Annotated in this window: 17 protein-coding genes and 1 pseudogene; 5 read left to right on the top strand and 13 right to left on the bottom strand. The window is 55.3% G+C overall.

Features of this window, described 5'->3' with window-relative positions; all coding sequences use genetic code 11:
- Window positions 1-136: 136 nt before the first annotated feature.
- The 7 genes from hmsP to bcsR all read right to left on the bottom strand — a co-directional run bounded on the left by hmsP (window position 137) and on the right by bcsR (window position 12,842).
- Window positions 137-2,143, bottom strand: a complete 2,007-nt coding sequence (hmsP, locus tag QEN32_RS01150; protein WP_001266362.1) for a biofilm formation regulator HmsP — start codon at window positions 2,141-2,143, stop codon at window positions 137-139.
- Between the two features lie 173 nt (window positions 2,144-2,316).
- A complete protein-coding gene (gene bcsC / locus QEN32_RS01145; protein WP_017441624.1) occupies window positions 2,317-5,859 on the bottom strand; it encodes a cellulose synthase complex outer membrane protein BcsC in 3,543 nt (1,180 codons plus the stop codon).
- Complete coding sequence (bcsZ, locus tag QEN32_RS01140; RefSeq protein ID WP_000988802.1) at window positions 5,841-6,950, bottom strand: cellulose synthase complex periplasmic endoglucanase BcsZ; 1,110 nt, start codon at window positions 6,948-6,950, stop codon at window positions 5,841-5,843. Before bcsZ ends, bcsC begins: the two co-directional genes overlap by 19 nt.
- 3 nt (window positions 6,951-6,953) lie before the next feature.
- Complete coding sequence (gene bcsB / locus QEN32_RS01135; RefSeq protein ID WP_000823812.1) at window positions 6,954-9,254, bottom strand: cellulose biosynthesis cyclic di-GMP-binding regulatory protein BcsB; 2,301 nt, start codon at window positions 9,252-9,254, stop codon at window positions 6,954-6,956.
- Between the two features lie 10 nt (window positions 9,255-9,264).
- Window positions 9,265-11,889, bottom strand: coding sequence for a UDP-forming cellulose synthase catalytic subunit (bcsA, locus tag QEN32_RS01130; protein WP_001275342.1), 2,625 nt, complete (start codon window positions 11,887-11,889; stop codon window positions 9,265-9,267).
- Entirely contained in the window at window positions 11,886-12,638 is a 753-nt protein-coding gene (gene bcsQ / locus QEN32_RS01125; protein WP_000996118.1) for a cellulose biosynthesis protein BcsQ, read from the bottom strand. Before bcsQ ends, bcsA begins: the two co-directional genes overlap by 4 nt.
- On the bottom strand, window positions 12,639-12,842 hold the full coding sequence (gene bcsR / locus QEN32_RS01120) for a cellulose biosynthesis protein BcsR (RefSeq protein ID WP_000282616.1): 204 nt from the start codon (window positions 12,840-12,842) through the stop codon (window positions 12,639-12,641). It lies immediately after the preceding gene.
- 244 nt (window positions 12,843-13,086) lie between these two features.
- On the opposite strand from bcsR, the gene bcsE reads away from it, so the two are divergent.
- Genes bcsE through bcsG form a run of 3 tightly spaced genes read left to right on the top strand, consistent with a single transcriptional unit; the run spans window position 13,087 to window position 16,522 of the window.
- Complete coding sequence (bcsE, locus tag QEN32_RS01115; RefSeq protein WP_001205767.1) at window positions 13,087-14,658, top strand: cellulose biosynthesis c-di-GMP-binding protein BcsE; 1,572 nt, start codon at window positions 13,087-13,089, stop codon at window positions 14,656-14,658.
- Window positions 14,655-14,846 carry a cellulose biosynthesis protein BcsF gene (gene bcsF / locus QEN32_RS01110; protein ID WP_000988321.1) on the top strand — a complete coding sequence of 64 codons (192 nt, stop codon included), beginning with the start codon at window positions 14,655-14,657 and terminating at the stop codon, window positions 14,844-14,846. Before bcsE ends, bcsF begins: the two co-directional genes overlap by 4 nt.
- Entirely contained in the window at window positions 14,843-16,522 is a 1,680-nt protein-coding gene (gene bcsG / locus QEN32_RS01105; protein ID WP_000192026.1) for a cellulose biosynthesis protein BcsG, read from the top strand. Before bcsF ends, bcsG begins: the two co-directional genes overlap by 4 nt.
- Window positions 16,523-16,603: 81 nt before the next feature.
- On the opposite strand, the gene QEN32_RS01100 is transcribed toward bcsG, so the two are convergent.
- The gene (locus QEN32_RS01100) at window positions 16,604-16,711 is read right to left on the bottom strand and encodes a type I toxin-antitoxin system toxin Ldr family protein (RefSeq protein ID WP_001537650.1); all 108 of its coding nucleotides are present in this window, start codon (window positions 16,709-16,711) and stop codon (window positions 16,604-16,606) included.
- A gap of 372 nt (window positions 16,712-17,083) precedes the next feature.
- On the opposite strand from QEN32_RS01100, the pseudogene QEN32_RS01095 reads away from it, so the two are divergent.
- Window positions 17,084-17,236, top strand: a pseudogene (locus QEN32_RS01095) (PLP-dependent transferase); the annotation flags it as partial.
- A 117-nt stretch (window positions 17,237-17,353) separates the two neighbouring features.
- The gene (locus tag QEN32_RS01090) at window positions 17,354-18,652 is read left to right on the top strand and encodes an aromatic amino acid transport family protein (protein WP_001150175.1); all 1,299 of its coding nucleotides are present in this window, start codon (window positions 17,354-17,356) and stop codon (window positions 18,650-18,652) included.
- A gap of 100 nt (window positions 18,653-18,752) precedes the next feature.
- On the opposite strand, the gene dppF is transcribed toward QEN32_RS01090, so the two are convergent.
- From dppF to dppA, 5 genes are all read right to left on the bottom strand, one after another.
- Window positions 18,753-19,766 carry a dipeptide ABC transporter ATP-binding subunit DppF gene (gene dppF / locus QEN32_RS01085; RefSeq protein ID WP_000103558.1) on the bottom strand — a complete coding sequence of 338 codons (1,014 nt, stop codon included), beginning with the start codon at window positions 19,764-19,766 and terminating at the stop codon, window positions 18,753-18,755.
- Window positions 19,763-20,746 carry a dipeptide ABC transporter ATP-binding protein gene (gene dppD / locus QEN32_RS01080; RefSeq protein WP_001196509.1) on the bottom strand — a complete coding sequence of 328 codons (984 nt, stop codon included), beginning with the start codon at window positions 20,744-20,746 and terminating at the stop codon, window positions 19,763-19,765. Before dppD ends, dppF begins: the two co-directional genes overlap by 4 nt.
- A 10-nt stretch (window positions 20,747-20,756) precedes the next feature.
- A complete protein-coding gene (gene dppC, locus QEN32_RS01075) occupies window positions 20,757-21,659 on the bottom strand; it encodes a dipeptide ABC transporter permease DppC (RefSeq protein ID WP_000084690.1) in 903 nt (300 codons plus the stop codon).
- Window positions 21,660-21,668: 9 nt separating this feature from the next.
- Window positions 21,669-22,688 (bottom strand): dipeptide ABC transporter permease DppB, encoded by a 1,020-nt coding sequence (gene dppB / locus QEN32_RS01070; protein ID WP_045342487.1) that lies wholly within the window; start codon window positions 22,686-22,688, stop codon window positions 21,669-21,671.
- A 156-nt stretch (window positions 22,689-22,844) separates the two neighbouring features.
- Window positions 22,845-24,452 carry a dipeptide ABC transporter periplasmic-binding protein DppA gene (gene dppA / locus QEN32_RS01065; protein WP_000028049.1) on the bottom strand — a complete coding sequence of 536 codons (1,608 nt, stop codon included), beginning with the start codon at window positions 24,450-24,452 and terminating at the stop codon, window positions 22,845-22,847.
- Between the last annotated feature and the right edge of the window lie 84 nt (window positions 24,453-24,536).

The raw sequence follows: 24,536 nt of genomic DNA, 5'->3' as shown, positions 1-24,536 counted from the left end.
CCACAGGTCTTGTAAGGTTATGAGTAACCTGCGGCCTTAAAATAACACCCACACAACATGACAGAAATGCGCCAGGATCATAATTGAAACAAAAATGTTAAAAAGTTTGAGCTGGCTCGCACAAGCGCGACCTTTTTTAACTTTTGTAATCAGGATTTTCGTGCGACAGATACCGTTCTTCAAAGATATCCGCGGGAACGGGCCGAGCAAACAGGAAGCCTTGCGCGACGTTGACTCCCGCCTGTTCCAGCCACGCGCGTTGCGCCTCGTTCTCCACGCCCTCGGCAATCAATTGTAAATTAAGACTGCGGGCCATCAGAATAATCGCCGTCACCATACTGTGATCATCTGGTAACCCATCGACAAACATTTTATCAATTTTAAGGATATCGACCGGTAGCGACTTCATATGCTGTAACTGGCGCAGCCCCGCGTAACCCATGCCAAAATCATCCAGTGCGATACGCACGCCAGCATTACGTAACGGACGTAAGATAGCGACGGCAGCGTGCGGATCGTCGATACGGCGGCTTTCAGTGACCTCAAGAATCAGCGTACCTGGTTGAATACGATAGCGGTTTAACAATTCCAGCAGCTCCGACACCATGCCAGGGTGCATGAGCTGTAACGCGGAAAGATTGACGGAGAGCGGCAATGTCACGCCGCGCTCCTGCCAGGCGGCAAGCTGGCGACAGGACTCTTCCAGCACCCAATGGCCCACCGTGACCATCAGGCCGCAGGATTCAATGCGCTCAATCAGCCCCTCCGGTAATTCCCAGCTACCGTCCGGCTGTTGCATACGTAACAAGGCTTCGGCGCTTAATACGTTGCCGCTGCGCATCTCGACCTGCGGCTGCAGCCAAATGGCAAACTGATGGTTATCCAGCGCGGTAAGGATATCGCTCTCTTCGGTAAGGCGCTGTTGAGCGGCCTCCATCTGCGCCGGGTCAAAGAACTGGATCTGATTTTTACCTTTTCGGCGCGCGGTAAAGGCGGCGGAGACGGCGCGACCATAGAGCTCTTCGGCGGTCAGATCGCCATAATACATCGCAATGCCAATACTGCAGCTTGGGCGCAGTTGAATACCCTGGATGGGCAGTCGTTCATTAATGATAGTGAGTATTTGCTGACCTAATGTAATGGCGTGCCACGGCTCTTTAACGCCGTGGGCGATAATGGCGAAGTCATACCCGCTGACCTGCGTAAGCACCATGCGCGGCGCCAGCACCGACTTCAGCTTCTCAACCAGCGTCAGTAATAGAATCTCCCGCTGCGTTTCTTGCAGCACGCCTGCCGTGTCACGCAACGTTTCGCACGTCACGATGATAAGCGCGGTGGTCTGTTGGCGGGTGATAACCTGTTCCAGCAGCGCCATTAAAAAGGCTTTATTGGGCAACTCGGAAACCGGAAAACGCATCGCGTTGTCCGTTTGCTCCTCGCGTTGACGCTGCATAAGCTGCTGGTTGAGGTTATAGCTGCGCACCAGCATTCCAATTTCATCATCCTGATGCAGACGCGGCAACGCCAGCTGATGTCCGATCAGCTCCTGCTGCGGAATGTCGTTCAGCTCGCGGGCGATTTTGCGCAGCGGATGCACAATCAGGCGGTTTACGCACCAGGCGATGGCCACCGTCAGGATCAGCGATAAAAGTAAGTAAATGGTCACTAACGTAGAGAGCGCGCTCATGACGAACTTGTACATACGGTACGAATCCGCCTGCAATACAAGGTAGGCCAGCGGTTGCGGATTGGCAGGACGCTCCAGCGAATAAACCGGCAAAGAAATTTGTACCGGCAGTTCGAAGAGACGCGTCACCATAACCGGGACGGGGCGTTCAGGAATGAAGCGCTTACGCAACGCCTGGAACTGATTCGGCAATACCACATCGGCGCGACTCACCACGCCCGCAGGTTTAATACTTTCCAGAATGGTTTCCGCGCCGGGGAGATCCGCTTTTAAAATCGCGGAAGAAAGAGGTTCCCGAACAGATCGCGCGATGCTTTCCAGTTGCGTAGCCGTGTTGTAGCGGTTCTGCTGTACTAGATGGAACAACAAAACGGTGCAAAAGACAAAAACAAACACCATGACAACGGCCGCAACCATTGCCATCTGTTTAATTGTTAACGAGCGGCTGACGCGCAAATTGACTCTCCCTGGATATCCCGGACTGCCGCCTGAGTATACCCGATTGCAGCGGCATTAAGAGAGGCTGTATCTGAAAAGGACTTTTCTGAATAACGGTTAATGATAGCGTCTGATGGCGCTGCGCTTCTCAGGCCTACGACGCCTGTCAATTCGTAGGCCTGACGCAATGATTACCAGTCAGCGTAAGGCACCAGAGGCTGCGGCGGTAAATCCATATCCCCCTGCCAGCCCGCCGCGGAATAACGGACATACAGCAGCAGATGACTGGGGGTATAATCTTTCGCCTGCTGAATATCGACAGCCGTACCCACAAACCAGTTGGCAGTAACACGGCGTTCAATGAGCGCCCGCGCGGTATAGCCAAATCCCTGGCTGCTGCCGCCGCCGTTGGTCTGGTCACGCGCATCCTCCTGATAATCCGCCGGAATCAAATTCATCAGCGGATAACGCGGCATGGTACGGTTGCGGGAGTGCGACCAGGATACCGAGCCGCCTAGCTCCCACGACCAGTTTTCCGTACGCTGCCGCCACATCACCGGCACCGCAAACGACAGGTATTCCTGCGGGCTATAATAACCGCCCTGACCCAGTGAATAACCGCTCAAATCTTTGTCGTAATGCCAGATCATGTTATTCAGCCCGACGGTAACGCGGCGGTTATTCTCGTTAATCACCTTATAGTAATAACCGGTCATCCAGCGCACGCGCCAGTTATCTTCCACATTTTTACCGCTCAACTGGTCGCCGCTGAGCGACGCCCAGACACCGTTTGCTTCGCCTTTATCATAGCTGAGACTGACGCCGCCGCCGTTGGCCCGCACGCCGCCCCATTTGGTGCCGGTATTGCTGCTGGCGTCCTTTTGCCCGCCAAACGCCAGCAGCGAGCTGGAGATCGGGCGACGATGCGCGTTCAGGGTATAACCCAACGGCCCGATATCGTCGCTATAGCTGACGCCGCCGACCACATCAACGACATTAAAGCCCATCGGCGTCGTGCCGATATCCCAGCGCCAGGTCTCATTCTGCCAGCCGACCGCCACGCTCGCGCCCGTATCGGCCTGGCTACGATGTCCGCTGCATTTCTCCAGCGTACAGGTACCCCAGTTATTATCGTATTTTCCGTCCGCATCCGTAGAGAAACGGCCAACATCCATATTCACCATATCAGTACGAAAGAACGCCCGTCCGTCCGACCAGGGCGCATCCACCTGAAGCATCGTGGTATGCGCCTTCAGATCGGAGTAGCCGCCAGTCCCACTCGACCCCCAATAATCGTGCGCCAACGTGACATTGAGATCCTGCTGACGGTACAACTCCGCCGCATCGCTACGCACGCCGCGTTTTAGCCAGTCATCTTTTTCATCATTGCGCGTCAGGCGGGTAAAGGTATCGTTATCCTGGGGACGAACCGGCGTAATCGCTGCGGCGACCATTGCGTCTTTGTAGGTCTCCAGCGCCCGCTGCGGCTCGCCCGTTTGCGCCTGAAAAGCGGCGGCGTCACGCAATACCATCGCGCTTTCCATTGATGGCGGCTGTGCTTTTGCCTGCGGCGTAATGCGGTTAAAGGTCCGCGCCGCCGCCGTAATATCGCCAAGCTGGAGCTGCGCCAGCGCGACGCGGCGCTGCATGTTAATAGAGGTGATTTGCGACGCAGGCAGCGCCGCCAGTTGAGCGCGCGCCGCAGCGTTATCGCCCTGTGCGATGTCGATTTCCACCCGCCCCAGCATGGCATCGACATTACCCGGTTCACGCGCCAGAACGGCGTCATAAGCGGCGCGGGCCGCCGCATTATCGCCACGCTGCTGCGCCCAGTCCGCCAACGTTAACGCAATGCGCGTAGAGGGCGGCTGCTGACGTAACAACGCTTCCGCTTCGCGTTCTTTGCCGCTATCGCGCAAGCGGTTAGCGCTTTCCAGCACCTGGTTACTTTGCAATCGGCCCGCCAGTTCCTGAATATTGCTGTTCCACTGGCTGGTCGGCAGGGTATTGAGATGCGCCAGCGCCGCCCGGTCCCGATCGCTGCCGGAAAGATAAAGCCCATAAGCATAGACCTGTTCCGGATCGTTTGGCTTCTGCTGCGCCAGAGAGCGCATTTGCGCATCGGCCTGGGCGTGCTGCCCGGCCTGCCACAGATCGCGTGACAGTCGGTACGTCACCCACACGCTCCCCGGATCTAATGCCAGCCGACGACGGTGCAGTTCTGCGGCCTGCGCCCATTTGCCCTCGCTTTCCAGCGTTTCCGCCTGCTGCGCCAGACGGTCATTTTCCAGACTGCGTTCGATATCGTCGATACTGCGCCGCTGGCTGGCGGAAAGAGAAGCGATAAACGCGGCGGCTTTTTGCGGCGACTGCTGGCGATAAAGATTCGCCAGCCCGCGTACAGCATTGGTATTACCGCTATCCATACGCAGCGTCTGCTGATAATAACGTTCGGCGGCGGCATTATCTTTGCGCGCCATCGCCACATCCCCCAGCCCCAGTACCGCGTAGCTGTCGGTGTTATCCACCGCTCGCGCCTGCTGATAGAAACGCTCCGCCTGGGCCAGATTATTCGCTTTTAAGGCCGCGTCGCCCTGCTGAATTAACAGCCAGTAGCGATTGACCTTCAGCAGACTCTCCCACTTATCGCGGCTGCTGCTGTGCGGCGCCATCGCCAGCGCCTTTTCAAACTGCGCGACGGCGCGGGCGCGATCGCCACGCTGTGAGTATGCCTGCCCCAGCGCGCCGACCGCCTCGCTGTCGTCCTGCCGGGCGCTCACCGCCTGCTGCAATTGCGCAATAGCGTTGCCGCCTTCTCCGGCATTAACCGCCGCGATGCCCTGCGAGCGCGCGCGGAACGCCGGATCGGCTAACTGTTTTTGCTGCTCGCTAAGCTGGGCGCGGGCGGCAGACACGCTATCGCCTTCGCTAAACTGCGTCAGATAGTCTTGCAACGCTTTTACGCTGGCGTCGCTCACCGGGAGATCTTTTATCTGCTGGTACCAGATGGCGGAGGCCGCGCTGCGTCCCGTACTGGATTTCGCCATCTGTTTTAGCACCGCAAATCCCTCATCGCGCCGCCCGCTGGCGAACAACAGTTGCGCCAGCGCATTTTGCAGAGCGTTATTACCCGGACTGACGGCATTGATTTTCTGTAGCTGATTAATCGCTTCGTGACGGCGGGCGGGCAATTTCGCTACGGTCGTCCAGTATTCGACCGCCAGTTCGCCCTCCGGCGGATAACCTTTAAACAGCTTGTCGTAACTGGCGATCGCTTGTTCAGTATGGCCGGTCGTCGCCAGTAAACGCGCCTCCTGCAAAGACTGGCGTCCTTGCGGCGTGGAGAGCAGCATCGCGGTGCGGGAAGATTGATACGCCGTCGACTCCGGCGCCAGTTGCGCCAGCCGGTCAAGTAGCTTCTGCGCCCCGTCGCTATCCCCCTGGCGCAACAGATAGCGGAAACGGGCGGCGATAACCTGTGGATCATTGGGGTCGATCAGCTCCAGGCGATAGAGCGACTGACGGACTAAGTCCTCACGGTGCGTGGCCTCGCCCAGCCGAACCTGCTCCAGCAACTGTTGCTGCGCGGAGGTCGCTGCGCCGGCAAGCGGTGTTAGCGCCATACCAAGCGATAACCCCAACAATGCCCGAGAAACGCCCCTTTTGCCAGGTAAGGCGTTTCGACCGCCAGCCGGCAAAAAAGCGTGCATGAGACTTAACGTGAACTTACGCATTCCTGGCCCCAGTCAGGTAATAATTCACCTTTGACGGTGAAGCGAAAACGGTGCTGATCCCAGCCTTGTCCAAAGAGAGTCAGCACATAGTTGTAATAGGCATCGCTGCCAGGAAAATGGTCTGCGACCCGCTGTCGCTGCACGGCCTGGGCGTCGCGATTTTGCAGGAAAGGCAGTAAAGCGGCGGAAAACCCGACCGGCCCCGTCCCTTGCGCGTTCCCGCTGACGACATCCACTTTCTCCGGTGGAACGCCGTTTTTCATCGTTAACGTCGCCATCGGTTTAAATCGCGCCAGTAAACGCGCTTTTTGCGGATCGCCATCATGCATCATTCCCGCCCATAAATAGACGCGAATCGCATCGTAGCTACTGATCAGCGTCTTTTCCGCTTTCAACTGCCAGCCTTGCTTGCTTTCATAACGCACCCAGTCCGGCGAGAAACCTTTCGGCGCGGTTTCCAGCAAAAGCCGCAAATTGGTTTCCCGTAGCGTCGACCACGGCGCGCCAAAACGGCTAAAGTATTGCGCCAACTGCGGCGGCAGATAGCTTGGGTTAAAACGCCAGCTATTCGCCTCGGCAAAGCCGATTTTGCCAGGTAGCAGCATTGAGCCCAGCCCCGGCACATTCACGACCTCTTCGCGGGCGATGCGTTTTAGCAACGCCGTGCCCACCTCGGTATAACGCGTCTCTTTCCACAGACGACCGGCCTCCAGCAGCGACCATGCCATCCAGATATCGCCGTCGGACGCGGAGTTGCTGTCCAGCACCGACCAGGTGTCGGGATCTTTTTGTCCCCACAGCCAGGCGGGCAGATGTTCACGCAGCGATCCCTGCGCCAGATTGTTTTGCGTCCAGTTAAACAGTTGCGCGAACGCCGGTCGATCGTTCGCCGCCAGGGCAAAGAACATGGCGTAGCTTTGCCCTTCGGAGGTGGTAATTTTTCGCGCATCGCCCGGATCGATAACGCGTCCCTGCTGGCTAATGTAATCTTTCTTGAACTGTTCCCACGCAGGCCAGCTACAGGCTGCCTGCGCATTTATTGCCGTCAGCATGACGATCATCGTTATCCATCCGCGCAGCATAGTCATCATGCGTTACTCATGGTCAGGGTCGAGACGACGGCGACTGAGAATACGTAGCAGACGCCACAATACCCACGCCAGTAATACCACACTGAGGGCCGCCAGTACCGCCAGCAGCACCGGGTGATTCGCCAGCGCATACCACAGCCGCTCAAACCACGGCAGATGTCCGACGTAATAGATATCGCCAACGCGCAGACTGTGAACGCCGGACTCGCGGATCACCGCCACGGAACCAAACATCGCGGCGCGTTTACCGCTGTCGTTCACGGCGTCGTTCAGTAGCTGGTAGCCGCGCGGGCTGTCAGCCAGCAGAGCAATCACGCTGCGCTGATCATTAAACGGCGACTGGAAGCCCACCACCGCCGCCATCGGGCCGCTGGCGGTGACGGTGGACTGCGCATCCGCCGCGCGATCGGCCTCATCCGGCATAATCGACGGGAAAGCGGTCTGCCGCATCGGGGTTTTTACCCAGCTTTGTGTCGCCTGCACCAACAGATCGATACGCTTATCGTCTTTTAGCTTGCCCGGAATAGCGCCAATAATCAGCAGATCGGCGTCTTTGTCGGCTATCTGAGCGCTATCATCGGTGATGGTCAGATTAATTGCCGGGAAACCGGTCTGCCCGCCAATGGCGCCGACCGTATTCAGCAGCGTTTCCATTTGCGCTTCGGTTGGGGTCTTCGGCATCACCGCCAGCGTGTCAGACAGGTCGGCCATTCGGCTGAACGGGAAACCCGCATTGGCGAACGCGCGTAAATCCGGCATCGCGATAAAGTGGTAATATTTCGAAAAATCGATAGTGGAGTCATCCCCTATCACCACATGATTCGGTACCGGCTGGAAGGTAATACAGTTGTCCACCGACCCGCCCGGCATCGGATTCATGTAGCGGAAGTCAAAACGTAGTTGGTTCATCGCCCCCAGTTTGAGCGCCGGAATAGACACATCCGTTTTACCATCCAGCAGTCCCTGAAGTACCGGCAAGCGCAACAGGAGTCGATTAGTTTCCTGCGTGCTGTTAAGGCTAAAGGCTTGCAGGAACTGGTTATTCAGACTGATATCCAGCCGTGAACTGTCTTTGGTCGGCGGCGAGGTATAACGGTAGTTGAGATCCATATCAATACCGTTGCTACGCAGCAAATAGAGGTCCGGCGGCAGATTCAAAGAAACGTTGATGGGCGCCGGCTCCAGCCCACTCGACTGGAGCTGCTCTTCATAGGTTTTCAGCTCGCCAAAAGTGACCGGGCGATCGGTACGCACCCAGTTCGGCGCATCATACGGTTTGCGCGCCAGCAGCGGTTTTACATCGTTGACCACCACGCTGGAACCACGGAAGAGAATATTCCCTTGCGCGATACCTTTTGCCGCTTGCAACAGGTCTTTATCATCACGGCCAAACACGACCAGCAACTTCACATACGGATTATCCGGATGGCTCATCATCTCGATAACCGGCGCGTTAACCGCAGGATGATCGCGCAGGAAATCGGGGCGTCGATCGTTGGTGGCGAACACGATCGCATTGCGATCCGGCAGGTGATTATACAACACCGGGAAACGCTGACCGCGCCAGCCCGCCCGCGATCCAAACCAGGACGCGACAATAGAAGCCGCCTGCTGCTGCGCCAGATCCGGCATGTCAGCAAACACTATCGGCAACGTCACCGGACGGTTATCCCGAGGGTCGAAAAACGGCACCGGGAAGTGGGACAGATCGTTATTCACCGCCAGCATGTTATAGGTCAGATCCAGGGCGCTATTTCGCCCGATGTCTAACCACAGAGTACTGCTGGCCGGGTTTTCACACACGTCGCGATAGTGGCCGACAAACTCCAGCCGCACCCGGTTAAAATCGGTGATAAATAGCGGATTGATAGGTACCTGCGCCAGCGTCTTTTTCCCCAACTGCTCTTTTGTCACCGGCAGTACGCCCATCAGTTCATCATTGAGATAAACCTTGAGCTGCGACTGAACCGGCAGGAGCGACGGCGAGGGCGTATATTCCAGATTCAGCACCGCTTTCGACGCCACTTCATCGCTGCGCATACCAAATTCAATGCCGCCGTTAGGGTTAACGCCACGCAGCGCCATACTACCCGGCGGCGGCGCGATTTGCGCAAAGGTCAGCTTGACCTCGCGCGAAGGCGCGGTCTGCGCCACGACGGGCGCCTCAGTTGCGGGCGACGGCGCAGGCTCGGTGGGTTCAGCATTTATCAATGGCGGCGTAGCAGGCGCCGCCGCCGTCATGAAAGCAGGAAACGCGCTTAATCCTATTACCGCCGCACACATCCAGGACAATTTTCTTTTCATCGCATTATCATCATTGTTGAGCCTGAGCCATAACCCGATCCGACGGCTGTATCGCCGCTTGCCGCTCCGGGCGACGCGGAATAAACGATACAATCCAGGCAATTAACGCCGTCAACGATCGGAAAATTACTTTTACTGAAGGCGGCGCGAATTCCGCGAGGTGGCGATATCCGCGGAAGCCCAGCTTCAGAATATCCAGCAAGCTTTCCAGCGGTTTATCTTCCGGGAAGCTATCTTGCCAAAGCGCCCACGTATCGGCGCGCGCGAAGGTACACTGCACAAAATCAATATGTTGTTTGGTGGTGAGCGGCATCAGTTGTAGTCCGACCTCATTGCCCGTTACGCGCACCACCTGCGTTGGAAAGACATATTCCTGCTGCCCGCGTTTAAGCAACAGATTCACTTTCTGCCCTTCCAGCACCTGCGCCTGACCATTGATCTTGATGCCTAACCCGCCGTCGGAGAAGTCATGTACGGTACAGGAGAACAAATGTCCATCTTCGCGGGCGATGGCCCCCGGCATGGCAATCTCGACCCGATGCGCGCGCCTGACCTGTTTACTCTCTACCGAAACCGCAACCGCGCCGCCGAGAATGACCAGGTTGTAGAAGACCCACACCAGGCTAACGATGACGGTCAGCGTTTCATTTTCCGGCCCGTAATAGTATCGCCATACGCCCGCCGCCACGCCGAGCAGGTTAAGCAAGACAAGGAAGATATACGGACGCGAGATTACCCAGTCGACGTACTTCTCTTCCACCAGCCCGCCTTTCGCCGTGACGTTAAATTTCCCTTTGTGCGGATTGATCAACGCGACCAGAGTCGGCGGTGCGATATACCATGCCAGTACCGTTTCATAGATTTCACTCCAGAAAGAGTGACGATACTTGCCCTGAATCTTCGAGTTAGTCAGGCTGGCGTGGACCATGTGCGGTATCACAAATAGCGCAATCATCAACGCAGGCGCATAAATGATATAGGCGTGCAGCAGCAGAAAAGCCAGCGGCGCGGTCAGAAAGATCAGGCGCGGAATGCCGGACAAGAAATGGAACATCGCGTTGAGGTAGCACAGCCGCTGCGCCAGTTTTAAGCCTTTACCAAACAGAGGGTTATCGAGGCGGAAAATTTGCACCATGCCCCGCGCCCAACGAATACGCTGCCCGATATGCGCCGACAGGCTTTCCGTCGCCAGCCCCGCCGCCTGCGGAATGCGCATATACGCTGAGGTATAACCTCGCCGGTGCAGCCGGAGCGAAGTATGCGCATCTTCCGTCACCGTCTCAACGGCGATACCGCCAATCTCATCCAGCGGCTTACGGCGAATCACCGCGCACGATCCGCAAAAGAAAGTGGCGTCCCACATATCGTTACCGTCCTGTACCAGTCCGTAAAACAGCGTGCCTTCGTTAGGCGTTTTACGAAAACGTCCCAGGTTGCGCTCAAACGGGTCCGGGGAGAAGAAATGATGCGGCGTCTGCATCATCGCCAGCTGTTTTTCTTTCAGGAACCAGCCCATTGTCATTTGCAGAAACGAGCGTGTCGGCACATGGTCGCAATCGAAGATCGCCACAAACTCGCCTTTCGCGTGTTTTAGCGCATTGTTGATGTTGCCGGCTTTGGCGTGTTCATGCGTGGCGCGGGCAATGTAATGCACGCCAACATGTCGGGCAAACTGACGAAATGATTCACGCCCGCCGTCATCAAGGATCCAGATATTCAGCTTGTCCTTCGGCCAGTCAATGCCAAGCGAAGCGTAAATGGTATTTTTGACCACATTAAGGTCTTCGTTATAGGTCGGTACAAAAATATCCACCGTCGGCCACTGCGACATTTCTTTCGGCAACGGCACCGGTTGACGATTTAACGGCCACACCACCTGGAAGTACCCCAGCACCAGCACAATCCAGGCGTAGGTTTCCGCAAACAACAGAATCAGTCCGCACACCAGACTGACCGGGTCGTCCCAATTTAGCGTCGAGGTATAGCGCCACCAGATATAACGACAGGAGACCGTTAGCGACAGCACGATGAGCATCAGCGCGGAAAAGCGTCCCGGCATACGTCGTACCAACAGCGCAACGCCCCACAGCAACAGCAGAAAGATAAATTGCGATAGCGGGTTAAATGGCTGCGTAATACAGATCAGCGCCAGTATCAGTGAAAAGGTCACGATAACGCCCAGAATAAAACGCCGGGCGCCGTTGCTAAGATGTCCCAGCTCTTTTTCCTTTTCCAGGTGCGTTGTCTTTTGGCGCACCCGTTCCGGTAAGGTATCCATCCATTGATGGTAACGTCCACGAACGTCCTTCAGGCGCGCAAATGACCGCCAGCGCGGTTCATGACGTTCTTTAGTCGACGAGATCATCACCAGCCAGAGGGTCTGAATGAGGTAGCGGGCCGGGTCCAGCGGGCGCGGGCGGGCGGCGTTAATATGCGGATAAAGCGCTTTATGCCCGTCGCGAATACGCTGCCAGCGCGGATGCTCAAGCGGAAACACTATCCACGCCAGAATCGTCCACAGGCAGCCGAGCGCTGCGCTAAACGGCGACGCGCCGTGGCGGCGGTAACCCTGATAGCGCTCGCTCAAACGCGCGCTAACCGGCGGGATAAGCAGCCACCGGGAAAGGGCGCTCATCGCAGGCTCCCGGCGGACGTTTTGTCACCCGCATCATGCAGCAGGCACCAGTTCGCCAGCGTTAACACCTCTTCGGCGGCTAACGAATCGCTGCGATATTCGCCTAACGGCTGTTTCGACGCCATGCACTCCGCCATCGCCTCATCGCGATGGATCACAATGGGCAGCAACCGGCGCTGGCTTTGCAGCCAGACCTGGTACAGATCGTCCTGTAACTGACTGCCAATGCGTAAGTCATTGATCAGAATATGCGCTCCGGCAGGCAACGCCTGCTGATGAAGGCGAATATGGCAGTTAGCGTCAACCTGGGCTATCGCCAGCGTATGGTCGCAGAGGCTCACCAGCTGCCGTGTCAGCGGTGACGCGCCGTAGGGCAAGTCCAGTAAAATCCAGCTATAACGCCCGCTCGCTTTCAGCGCCTGGATAGCCGATCCGATCTCTCCCAGCGTCTCCTGCCAGGCCTGCGGATTTTCCCGCTCTTGCGCGGTAAGCTGTCCAAACGGCAGTAGATCAAGCTGTGAGGTATAACGTAATCCGGCATCGCGCCAGTCCTGGCCGTCCAGCAACGATCGCGCCCAACCGCCCTGATGGACGAAGTCGACGTTAAACGACATGCGCAGCAGGTTATCGGGGCTGGCGTCAATCACCAGGACATTTTCCCCTAAGATTTGTAACGCCCAGGCGAGTGCTGCGGTGAGAGATGTGGTTCCCACCCCGCCGCGCACGCCCTGCAGTCCCAGAATCGCCATTCATGGCTTCCTTAATGAATGTGGTTGCGCAAATTCAGCCAGGAGTGGCCATCTTTTAATCGCCGCCGCCAACTGTTCGCGTTGGGAAATATCGGTATAATCTATTTCGGGTAGTGAAAACGCCTGGCTTAATGCCAGAAAATCATTTTGAAAAGTGTAGCCCAACGTTGGATCGGACTGAGCGCCAGGTTCATTGTTATACATTCTGGTTGCTCCTTTTTAAATATTTCTCACTGGCAGCATTACGCCCCGTCGTCAATACGGGAGAACGCGCATTTTTCATCTTTCCGTGACATCATTTATAATGTGTAAAAATGCAAAGCGCAGAGTTACAGGGCATCCTGCCGGACAAATTGATTCACATGCTAAATCTGATGCGTTTTAATTTCAATGTTAGGTTTATTTCTGTGCTTTCGCTAGTAAACTGATAAACAGTTAAAATAGTGACATGAGGGACACTGTGGACCCCGTATTTTCTCTCGGCATCTCATCATTATGGGATGAACTGCGCCATATGCCAACCGGCGGCGTCTGGTGGGTTAACGCCGATCGCCAGCAAGATGCCATCAGCCTGGTGAATCAAACGATTGCGTCACAAACGGAGAATGCAAATGTCGCCGTCATCGGCATGGAAGGCGATCCTGGCAAAGTAATCAAATTAGATGAATCTCACGGTCCGGAGAAAATCCGCTTATTTACCATGCCGGATTCAGAAAAAGGGCTATACTCTTTGCCCCACGATTTGCTTTGTTCTGTTAACCCGACGCATTACTTTTTCATTCTTATTTGTGCAAATAACACGTGGCGGAATATAACGTCAGAAAGCCTGCATAAATGGCTGGAAAAAATGAATAAATGGACTCGTTTTCATCACTGTTCATTGTTGGTTATTAACCCTTGTAATAATAGCGATAAACAGTCCTCGTTGTTGATGGGCGAGTATCGCTCACTTTTCGGCCTCGCCAGTTTACGTTTTCAGGGCGACCAACATTTGTTCGATATTGCCTTCTGGTGTAACGAAAAAGGCGTCAGCGCCCGACAGCAGTTATTGCTGTGTCAGCAGGACGAACGCTGGACGCTATCCCATCAGGAGGAGACGGCAATTCAGCCGCGTAGCGACGAAAAACGCATTCTTAGCCACGTCGCCGTCCTTGAAGGCGCGCCGCCGCTCTCGGAACACTGGACGCTTTTCGACAATAACGAAGCGCTATTCAACGACGCGCGCACGGCGCAGGCCGCGACAATTATTTTTTCGCTTACACAGAACAACCAAATCGAGCCGCTTGCTCGTCGCATTCATACTTTGCGGCGCCAGCGGGGAAGCGCGCTGAAAATTGTCGTGCGCGAAAATATCGCCAGTTTGCGCGCCACCGATGAGCGCCTGCTGCTGGGCTGCGGCGCGAATATGATCATTCCCTGGAACGCCCCGCTTTCACGCTGCCTGACGCTTATTGAAAGCGTGCAGGGACAGCAGTTCAGCCGTTACGTACCGGAAGACATCACCACGCTACTGTCAATGACGCAGCCGTTGAAACTGCGCGGTTTTCAGCCGTGGGATATCTTCTGCGATGCCATCCATACGATGATGAGCAACACCCTGCTCCCCGCCGACGGGAAAGGCGTTCTGGTCGCGCTGCGCCCGGTGCCGGGCATTCGGGTTGAGCAGGCGTTAACATTATGTCGGCCAAACCGAACCGGCGATATTATGACCATCGGCGGCAACCGCCTGGTGCTGTTTTTATCATTCTGCCGGGTCAACGATCTGGATACCGCGTTAAACCATATTTTCCCTTTGCCGACGGGCGATATTTTCTCTAATCGTATGGTCTGGTTCGAAGATAAACAAATCAGCGCCGAGCTGGTGCAGATGCGCTTATTGTCGCCGGAACTGTGGGGAACGCCGCTACCGCTGGCAAAACGCGCCGACCCGGTAATAAATGCCGAACACGATGGCCGCATCTGGCGTCGTATTCCTGAACCCCTGCGATTGCTCGACGACACCGCGGAGCGTGCATCATGATGACCATCAGCGATATCGTGCAAATTATTCTTTTTTGCGCGCTGATTTTCTTTCCGCTGGGGTATCTGGCGCGTCATTCGCTACGCCGTATCAGTGATACAACCCGGCTGCTATTTGCCAAACCTCGTTATGTAAAACCAGCCGGAACTCTGCGCCGCGCTACGAAAGTCAAGGCAGACAAAAAATGACTCAGCATACTCAAACTCCATCAATGCCTTCTCCGCTCTGGCAATACTGGCGCGGTCTTTCCGGCTGGAACTTCTATTTTCTGGTCAAGTTTGGCCTGCTGTGGGCAGGCTATCTGAATTTTCATCCTTTACTGAATCTGGTATTCATGGCGTTTCTGCTCATGCCAATACCAAAGTATCGCCTTCACCGATTGCGCCACTGGATTGCCATTCCCGTCGGCTTCGCGCTGTTCTGGCATGATACCTGGCTGCCCGGCCCGCAAAGCATTATGAGCCAGGGGACGCAGGTGGCGGAATTCAGCTCCGGTTATCTGCTCGATCTGATCGCCCGTTTTATTAACTGGCAAATGATCGGCGCCATCTTCGTACTGCTGGTTGCCTGGCTATTTTTATCACAGTGGATTCGGGTCACGGTGTTTGTGGTCGCCATCATGGTATGGCTGAATGTCCTGACATTAACCGGCCCGGTTTTTACGCTGTGGCCGGCAGGCCAGCCAACCGATACGGTGACGACGACTGGCGGTAATGCAGCCGCTACCGTCGCGACAGCGGGCGATAAGCCGGTCATCGGCGATATGCCTGCGCAAACCGCGCCGCCGACGACCGCGAATCTGAACGCCTGGTTGAACACCTTCTATGCCGCGGAAGAAAAGCGGAAAACGACGTTCCCGGCGCAGCTTCCGCCTGATGCGCAGCCGTTCGACCTATTGGTCATCAATATTTGTTCGCTCTCCTGGTCGGATGTCGAAGCGGCAGGCTTGATGTCACATCCGCTATGGTCGCACTTTGACATTTTGTTTAAACACTTTAATTCCGGCACGTCTTACAGCGGCCCGGCGGCCATTCGTCTGCTGCGCGCCAGCTGTGGTCAACCTTCGCATACCCGACTTTATCAACCAGCCAATAACGAATGTTATCTGTTTGATAATCTGGCGAAACTGGGCTTTACTCAGCATCTGATGATGGATCATAACGGTGAATTTGGCGGCTTCCTGAAAGAAGTTCGCGAAAACGGCGGTATGCAGAGCGAACTGATGAACCAGTCCGGCCTGCCAACCGCCCTGCTGTCATTCGACGGCTCGCCGGTATATGACGATCTGGCGGTCCTGAACCGCTGGTTGACAGGGGAAGAACGTGAAGCCAATTCCCGCTCCGCGACTTTCTTTAACCTGCTGCCGCTGCACGATGGCAACCACTTCCCCGGCGTCAGCAAAACGGCGGATTATAAAATCCGCGCGCAGAAACTGTTCGATGAACTGGACGCCTTCTTCACCGAACTGGAGAAATCCGGGCGTAAGGTGATGGTAGTCGTCGTACCGGAGCACGGCGGCGCGCTGAAGGGCGACAGAATGCAGATCTCAGGCCTGCGCGATATTCCCAGCCCCTCCATCACCAACGTCCCGGCGGGCGTGAAATTTTTTGGCATGAAAGCCCCGCATGAGGGCGCGCCGATTGATATTAATCAGCCGAGCAGCTACCTGGCGATTTCCGAGCTGGTCGTACGCGCCGTGGACGGTAAGCTCTTTACCGAAGACAGTGTGAACTGGAACAAGCTGACCAGCAATCTGCCGCAAACCGCGCCGGTTTCAGAAAACGCTAATGCGGTGGTGATTCAGTACCAGGGTAAGCCCTACGTTCGTCTGAATGGCGGCGACTGGGTGCCTTACCCGCAGTAAACCGAAAAAGGCCGCAAGGTTTCCCCTGCGGCCTGGTTCGGGCGCATGTTGCCATTACGGCGGACAAACGCTCAAAACGCGTTACTTCCTGTCACGTAGCCAGTTGACGATCACACTGGCGATAATGCCAGCAATGATCGGTGCCGCCAGATCGTGCCAGAAGGCCACGCCCAACTGCGTAAGCGTCATATAGCCGCCTTGTTGCAATGGCAACCGTTCGCGGCTATCCTTGATGTGTTGAGGTTCAAGTTAGCCCCCGTCAGGTTGCCAGGTTTATACCAGTCAACGTGCGGGGGTTTTCTCTATCCAGCAACCTATGCCGCCGGGGATCAAGCCCCCGCAACATTGCGCCTCACCGGGTAAACCCGGCTTGCTGCTGATATTACGGCAAAATCCCCGTCCCGGCACGGCGCTAACGTGCAATCTGCGTGACGCTTCGCAGACGATTACTTTTATTTGCCAGAATACATTCAGCATTTCTGAGGCTGGCAGTCAGCCGCTCAATTCTGTAAATTATGCCTCCTCGCGGCCAGTCCCGGTGATACCGAAACCCTCGTTCAGCATCCTGCGTCTATGACATATTCGCCTGTTGCGCCAGAGGAATGGCTAAAAGCAGGTATTACCGACGAACTTATCCGTCTTTCAGCGGGACCTGAAGATCCCGACGATATTATTCATGACCTTGAACGCGCCAGCAGAAAAGCAGCATTCTGACGATTGCTCGGCGAACCGCTGTCACCGGTTTGCCGCATCGGGTATCAAGGCACTATAGCCTGGTTATAGGCAGCATTCTTTATGAGAGAGCTGCGTATATTTTGGGCAGGGGGCTCTATGCAGGACGACACATTACCATTAAATAACAGTAACGCTACGACCACACCGCTTTCAACGAGATTACCGTTTACAAAATATGATTTTGGCTGGGTGCTCTTGTGTATCGGAATGGCGATCGGCGCCGGTACCGTCTTAATGCCAGTGCAAATCGGTCTCAAGGGGATCTGGGTATTTATTACCGCTTTTATCATCGCCTATCCCGCTACCTATATTGTGCAGGATATTTATCTAAAAACGTTATCTGAAAGCGAAACCTGTGACGATTATACGGATATTATCAGTCACTATCTTGGCAAAAACTGGGGCGTTTTTCTCGGTGTAATCTATTTTCTTATGATTATCCACGGGGTGTTTATTTACTCCCTGTCGGTGGTGTTTGATAGCGCCTCCTATATCAAAACCTTCGGCCTTACTGAGGCCGATCTTTCACAGTCTATTATCTATAAAGTCGCGATTTTCGCCGTGCTGGTGGCGATTGCCTCCGGCGGGGAAAAGTTATTATTTAAAATTTCCGGACCGATGGTGGTGGTAAAAGTCGGGATCATTCTGATATTCGGTTTCGCGATGATCCCACACTGGAATCTTGATAATATTTCCGCCTTTCCCGCCGCATCGGTTTTCTTTCGCGACGTGCTGCTCACTATCCCATTTTGCTTCTTTTCTGCGGTCTTCATTCAGGTGCTAAACCCAATGAATATCGCCTATCGTAAGCGCGAACCTGACCGTGTGCTGGCCACCCGGATGGCGATTCGCACGCATCGCATTAGCTATATTACGCTGATTGCCATTATTCTCTTTTTCTCGTTCTCGTTTACCTTTTCGATTAGCCATGAAGAGGCGGTATCAGCGTTCGAGCAGAATATTTCCGCCCTTGCGCTGGCAGCTCAGGTAATCCCTGGCCATATCATCCACATTACCTCTACCATCCTCAATATTTTTGCCGTACTTACCGCGTTCTTTGGTATTTATTTAGGTTTTCACGAAGCGCTTAAAGGTATTGTGCTGAATGTATTGAGTCGTATTATGGATGTCAAAAACGTCAACCCACTGTTACTGACATCTGGTATCTGTGTCTTTATCGTGGTTACTCTGGTTATCTGGGTTTCGTTTCGCGTCTCAGTATTGGTCTTTTTCCAGTTAGGCAGTCCGCTTTATGGCATTGTCGCGTGTATTATTCCCTTTTTCCTGATTTATAAAGTAGCGCAACTGGAAAAATTACGCGGCCTGAAAACCTGGCTTATTCTGTTATATGGAATATTGTTGTGCCTGTCGCCGTTATTAAAATTGATTGAATAAGTCGTACCGGAGAGCCATGCCCGGTGGCGCTACGCTTACCAGGCCTACAGGTACGGTGTAGGCTTGATAAGGCGCAGCCGCCATCCGGCATAAAACGCAATTAACTCAACGGTTTCTGCGGGTTTTCATCCTGATCGACGGCAAAGCAGGCCACCAACTGGCCGTCGTACTCTTTAAGCTGCGGCTGTAACTGCGTGCAGGGTCCGAAGCGACGGCTGCAGCGGGCGTTGAAGGCGCAGCCCGGCGGCGGGTTCAGCGGGCTCGGTAACTCGCCGGTCAGCTTAATCCGCTCACGGCGATCGTCCGGATTCAGCCGCGGCGTGGCGGAGAGCAACGCCTGGGTATAGGGATGACGTGGATTGTTGAAGATCTGGTCTTTCGTGCCCTTCTCCACGCAGCGGCCTAAGTACATGACCATCACTTCATCGGCAATGTGTTCCACCACCGACAGGTCGTGCGAGATAAAGACATAAGACAGCCCCATATCCTGTTGCAAATCCATCATCAGGTTCAGCACCTGGGCGCGCACCGACACGTCGAGCGCGGAGACCGGTTCGTCGGCAATCACTACGTCCGGATCAAGCATCAGACCGCGGGCGATAGCGATACGCTGACGCTGGCCGCCGGAGAACATATGCGGATAGCGGTCGTAGTGCTCGGTTTTCAGCCCCACCTTCGCCATCATCGCCAGCGCTTTTTCACGACGCTGCGCTTTACTCAGGCTGGTATTGATCAGCAACGGCTCTTCCAGAATTTGCCCCACTTTCTTGCGTGGGTTCAGGGAACCGTAGGGGTTCTGAAACACAATCTGAATTTTCTGCCGCCGCAGTTTCTGCGCGTGCGGATCGTGTTTGAGCAGATCCTGCCCCTGGTAATAAAGCTCGCCGCCGGTTGGCGTTTCAATCATCGTCAGCAGGCGACCCAGTGTGGATTTTCCACAACCGGACTCCCCCACTACGGCCAGCGTTTTACCGCGTTCGAGATTAAACGACACGCCGTCCAGCGCTTTTACCAGCCGTTCCGGAGAAAAGATCCCCTTCTTCACCGGATAGTGTTTTTTCAGGTCGATAGCCCGCAACAGCGGCTGTTGCAAGGTGGCCTCATGCGTACTCATAGTGTGGGCCTCCCGGCATCATCGAGTGGGTAATGACATTTTGACTGACGTCCATCGTCCAGTTGGTTGAGAGCAGGTTCTTCCGCACGACATCTGTCCGTGGCGTAGGGGCAGCGCGGGTTAAGCAGACAACCCGTCGGTCGGTCATATTTCCCCGGCACCACGCCCGGCAGCGACGCCAGACGCGCTTTATCTTGCGCAAACTCCGGTAACGCACGTAGCAATGCCTGGGTATACGGATGACGCGGCGCGCGGAAAATATCCTGCGCAGCGCCTGTTTCGACGACCTGCCCGGCGTACATGACGATAATTTTGTGCGCCGCTTCCGCCACCAGCGCCAGGTCATGGGTAATCAGCACCAGCGCCATGTTCTCTTTTTGCTGCAACTCCAGCAGCAGCTCAATAATTTGCGCCTGAATGGTCACATCCAGCGCCGTGGTCGGTTCATCGGCAATTAACAGCTTTGGTCGACAGGCTATTGCCATCGCAATCATCACGCGCTGACTCATGCCGCCAGAAAGCTGGTGCGGATAGACATCCAGACGAGAGGCCGGATCGGGAATGCCCACCTGGTTCAACAGGTCAATCGCTCGCTGACGACGGGTTTTCTTGTTCCCACCCTGGTGTACCTTGATGGCTTCCATAATCTGAAAGCCAACGGTATAGCAAGGATTGAGGCTGGTCATCGGGTCCTGGAAAATCATCGCCACTTCAGCGCCCACCAGGTTGCGACGTTCCTTCTCGGAAATGCGCTTCAGATCCTGTCCGTTAAAGAGCAGGTTTTCCGCCATCACGCGGCCTGGGTAATCGATAAGCCCCATAATCGCCAGCGAGCTGACGGATTTGCCGGAACCAGACTCGCCGACAATACCGACCACCTCACCCTGCTTCACGCTGTAGCTAATGCGGTCGACGGCTTTGAACGGTGTCCCTTCGTCGCCGAAGTGCACCGATAATTGATCTACATTTAATAACGCCATCTCGAACCTCTTACTGCTTCAGTTTGGGATCGAGCGCGTCACGCAGACCGTCACCCATCAGGTTAAATGCCAGTACCGTCAGCAGAATCGCCAGCCCCGGGAAGGTCACGACCCACCAGGCGCTTTGCGCGAACTGCAATACATCAGAGAGCATGGTGCCCCATTCCGGCGTAGGCGGCTGTGCGCCCATGCCAAGAAAGCCGAGGGCGGCCATATCGAGAATGGCGTTAGAGAAACCGAGCGATGCCTGAACGATCAGCGGCGCAAGGCAGTTCGGGAAAATATTGACGAACATCTGACGCATCGCGCCTGCGCCCGCCACGCGGGAGGCAGTCACATAATCGCGGTTCACCTCTACCAGAACCGCCGCGCGGGTTAAGCGGACATAGTGCGGCAGCGCCACAAACGTCAACGCCAGCGCAGCGTTGCCGATGGAGGGGCCGAAGATCGCCACCAGCACCAGCGCCAGCAGCAGGCTCGGCAGGGCCAGCATAATATCGACCACGCGCATGATGATGTTATCGACCAGACCGCCGAAGTAGCCCGCGACCAGGCCGAGAATAATCCCCATTACCAGCGACAGGACGACCACCAGACAGCCGACCAGCAGTGACAAACGCGCGCCATACATCAGGCGCGAGAGGACATCGCGACCAACATCATCCGTTCCCAGAATATGCGCCCAACTGCCGCCTTCCTGCCAGACCGGCGGCGCCAGCAGCGCATCGCGGAACTGCTCTGCCGGGTTGTACGGCGCAATAAAGTTGGCAAACACCGCAATCAGGATCACGATGAGAACATACGCCAGCCCGACGACCGCGCCTTTATTGCGTTTGAAATAGTGCCAGAACTCCCGCAATGGCGTCATGGGCGCCGGTGCGGCATTAACATTATTTTCAGTAACCTGTGACATGATGGCCCCTTACTTCTTATGCCGAATACGCGGGTTCACCACGCCGTACAGCAGGTCTACCAGCAGGTTGACGAGAATAATCATCGTCGCTACCAGTAACACGCCGCCCTGCACTACCGGATAATCGCGGCGTTGCAGCGCATCGATCAGCCAGCGTCCCAGACCGGGCCACGAGAAGATAGTTTCTGTCAGAATCGCGCCCGCCAACAGCGTCCCGACCTGCAGGCCGATCACGGTGACGACTGGCAGCATGGCGTTACGCAGAGCATGGACGATAATGACGCGCATCCTGGTCAACCCTTTGGCGCGTGCGGTACGGATGTAATCCTCCCCCAGCACTTCCAGCATCGACGAACGGGTCATACGCACAATGACGGCCAGCGGGATTGTGCCGAGCACCATCGCAGGCAGGATCATATGCGCCAGCGCATCAATAAAGTTACCCTCTTCGCCCCAAATAGCGGTGTCGATCAGCATAAAGCCAGTCAACGGATTGGTATCATCAAGGAACACCATATCGCTCACGCGCCCGGAAACCGGCGTCAGGTTCCAGTGGACGGAGACCAGCATGATCAGCATCATGCCCCACCAGAAGATAGGCATAGAGTAACCGGTCAGCGCCAGGCCAACGGCAGTGTGATCGAAGATAGAACCGCGCTTCACTGCGGCCAGCACGCCCACCGGAATCCCCACGGCGACGGCAAAAATCATGGCGCAGACGCCAAGTTCCAGCGTCGCTTTAAAGCGAGGTACGAACTCCTCCCACACGGGGATTCGGCTTTTCAGCGAGATGCCTAAATCGCCATGCATCACCCCCCAGATATAATGGAGGTACTGCTGCCACATCGGTTTATCAAGACCGAGTTCAGCCAGCAGTTGAGCATGACGCTCAGGGGAAATACCTCGCTCACCCGCCATGATCATCACCGGATCGCCGGGGATCATGTGGACAAAGGCAAAGGTGAGAAGGGTAATACCGATAAACGTCGGGATAACGAGTCCCAAACGTCGGAGAATGAACTGCAACATAACCCGAATTCTCTCTCATGACGCACGGCCTGGAACCGTGAGTCTGTATTGCTCACAAATCTTATCCCACGCAAACTGCATCGCGGATAAAGCATTACGCCGGATGGCGCTGCGCTTATCCGGCCTACACAACACCGGGGCGCAGCGCTCTTTTAATTATTCGACAGAGACGTTTTCGAAGTGATGTTTGCCTAATGGATCAACCACATAGCCTTTAACTTCTTTACGCACTGGCTCATAAACCGTGGAGTGAGCGATGATTAGCGCTGGCGCCTGGTCATGCATCACAACCTGGGCCTGTTTATAGAGCTCAATACGCTTGTTATGGTCGTCGGTCGCACGCGCAGGCTGAATCAGGTCTTCAAACGGCTTATAACACCATTTTGAATAGTTGGAGCCTTGCTGGGCGGCATCGCAGCTGAACAGCGTGGCGAAGAAGTTATCCGGATCGCCATTATCGCCGGTCCAGCCCATCATCACCGTCTGGTGCTCGCCATCTTTAGCGCGCTTGAGGTATTCGCCCCATTCATAGGTGACAATTTTGGCCTGAACGCCAATCTTCGCCCAGTCCGCCTGGATCATTTCCGCCATACGACGCGCATTCGGGTTATAGGGACGCTGTACCGGCATCGCCCACAGATCGATGGTGAAGCCTTTTTCCAGACCGGCTTCTTTCAGCAGCGCCTTCGCTTTTTCCGGATCGTAGCCATAGTCTTTAATATCGTCGTTGTAGCCCCACATTGTCGGCGGGATCAGGTTTTTCGCCGCAACGCCCGCGCCCTGATAAACGGCTTTGATGATGGCCTCTTTATTCACGGCATAGGTCAACGCCTGGCGAACTTTGACGTTATCCAGCGGTTTTTTCTGTACGTTGTAGGAGAGATAACCCACGTTCAGACCGGCCTGCTCCATCAGGTTGATGTTTTTATCTTCTTTCATGCGCGCAATATCCGCCGGGTTCGGATACGGCATCACCTGACATTCGTTCTTCTGCAGCTTGGCGTAACGCACAGAGGCGTCAGGGGTGATGGAGAAGACCAGACGGTCAATCTGCGGCTTCGTGCCCCAGTAGCCGTCAAAGGCTTTGTAGAGAATGCGGGAATCTTTCTGATATTGCACCAGTTGGAACGGGCCAGTGCCGACCGGGTTCAGATCCACTTTTTCCGGCGTACCGGCTTTCAGCATGTTGTCAGCATATTCTTTGGAAAGAATAGAGGCGAAGTCCATGGCTAAATCGGCAAGGAACGGCGCTTCCGGACGCGTCAGCACAAACTGCACCGTGTGATCGTCTACCTTCTTCACTTCGCTAATCAGATCCGGCAACCCCATGCCTTCAAAGTATTCATAGCTGCCGCCAGACACTTTATGGTACGGGTTCTGCTCGTTTTTCTGCCGGTCAAAAGAGAACACGACATCATCGGCGTTCAGCTCGCGCGTGGGTTTGAAATCCTTGCTGGATTGCCATTTCACCCCTTTACGTAGGTGGAACGTATAGGTTTTACCGTCTTCGCTGATATCCCACTTCTCAGCAAGACCCGGGATCACTTCCGTGGTGCCGGTTTTGAATTCAACCAGACGGTTATAGATAGGTACGGAGCTGGCATCATAGGTGGTGCCAGACGTAAAGAGCTGTGGGTTAAAGCCTTCCGGCGAGCCTTCTGAACAATAAACCAGGGTTTTGGCCTGTACGCTTGCTGCAACGGTCATGGCCACCAGGCTCAAACCAAGCTTCAGCATCCCTGACTTCTTCAAGGAAATACTCATTCTTCTGCTCCAATTGTGATGTATGTTGTTTTGCCCTTTGCAAAGGCTTTTACCGCCCGGCCTTTTTTGTTTTTTACCTGGTCA

This window comes from Salmonella sp. SA14318, from assembly GCF_029866905.1.
GTDB lineage: Bacteria > Pseudomonadota > Gammaproteobacteria > Enterobacterales > Enterobacteriaceae > Salmonella > Salmonella enterica.
The sequence above is the reverse complement of the archived record's forward strand: the minus strand, read 5'-3'. Positions and strand labels throughout refer to the sequence as shown.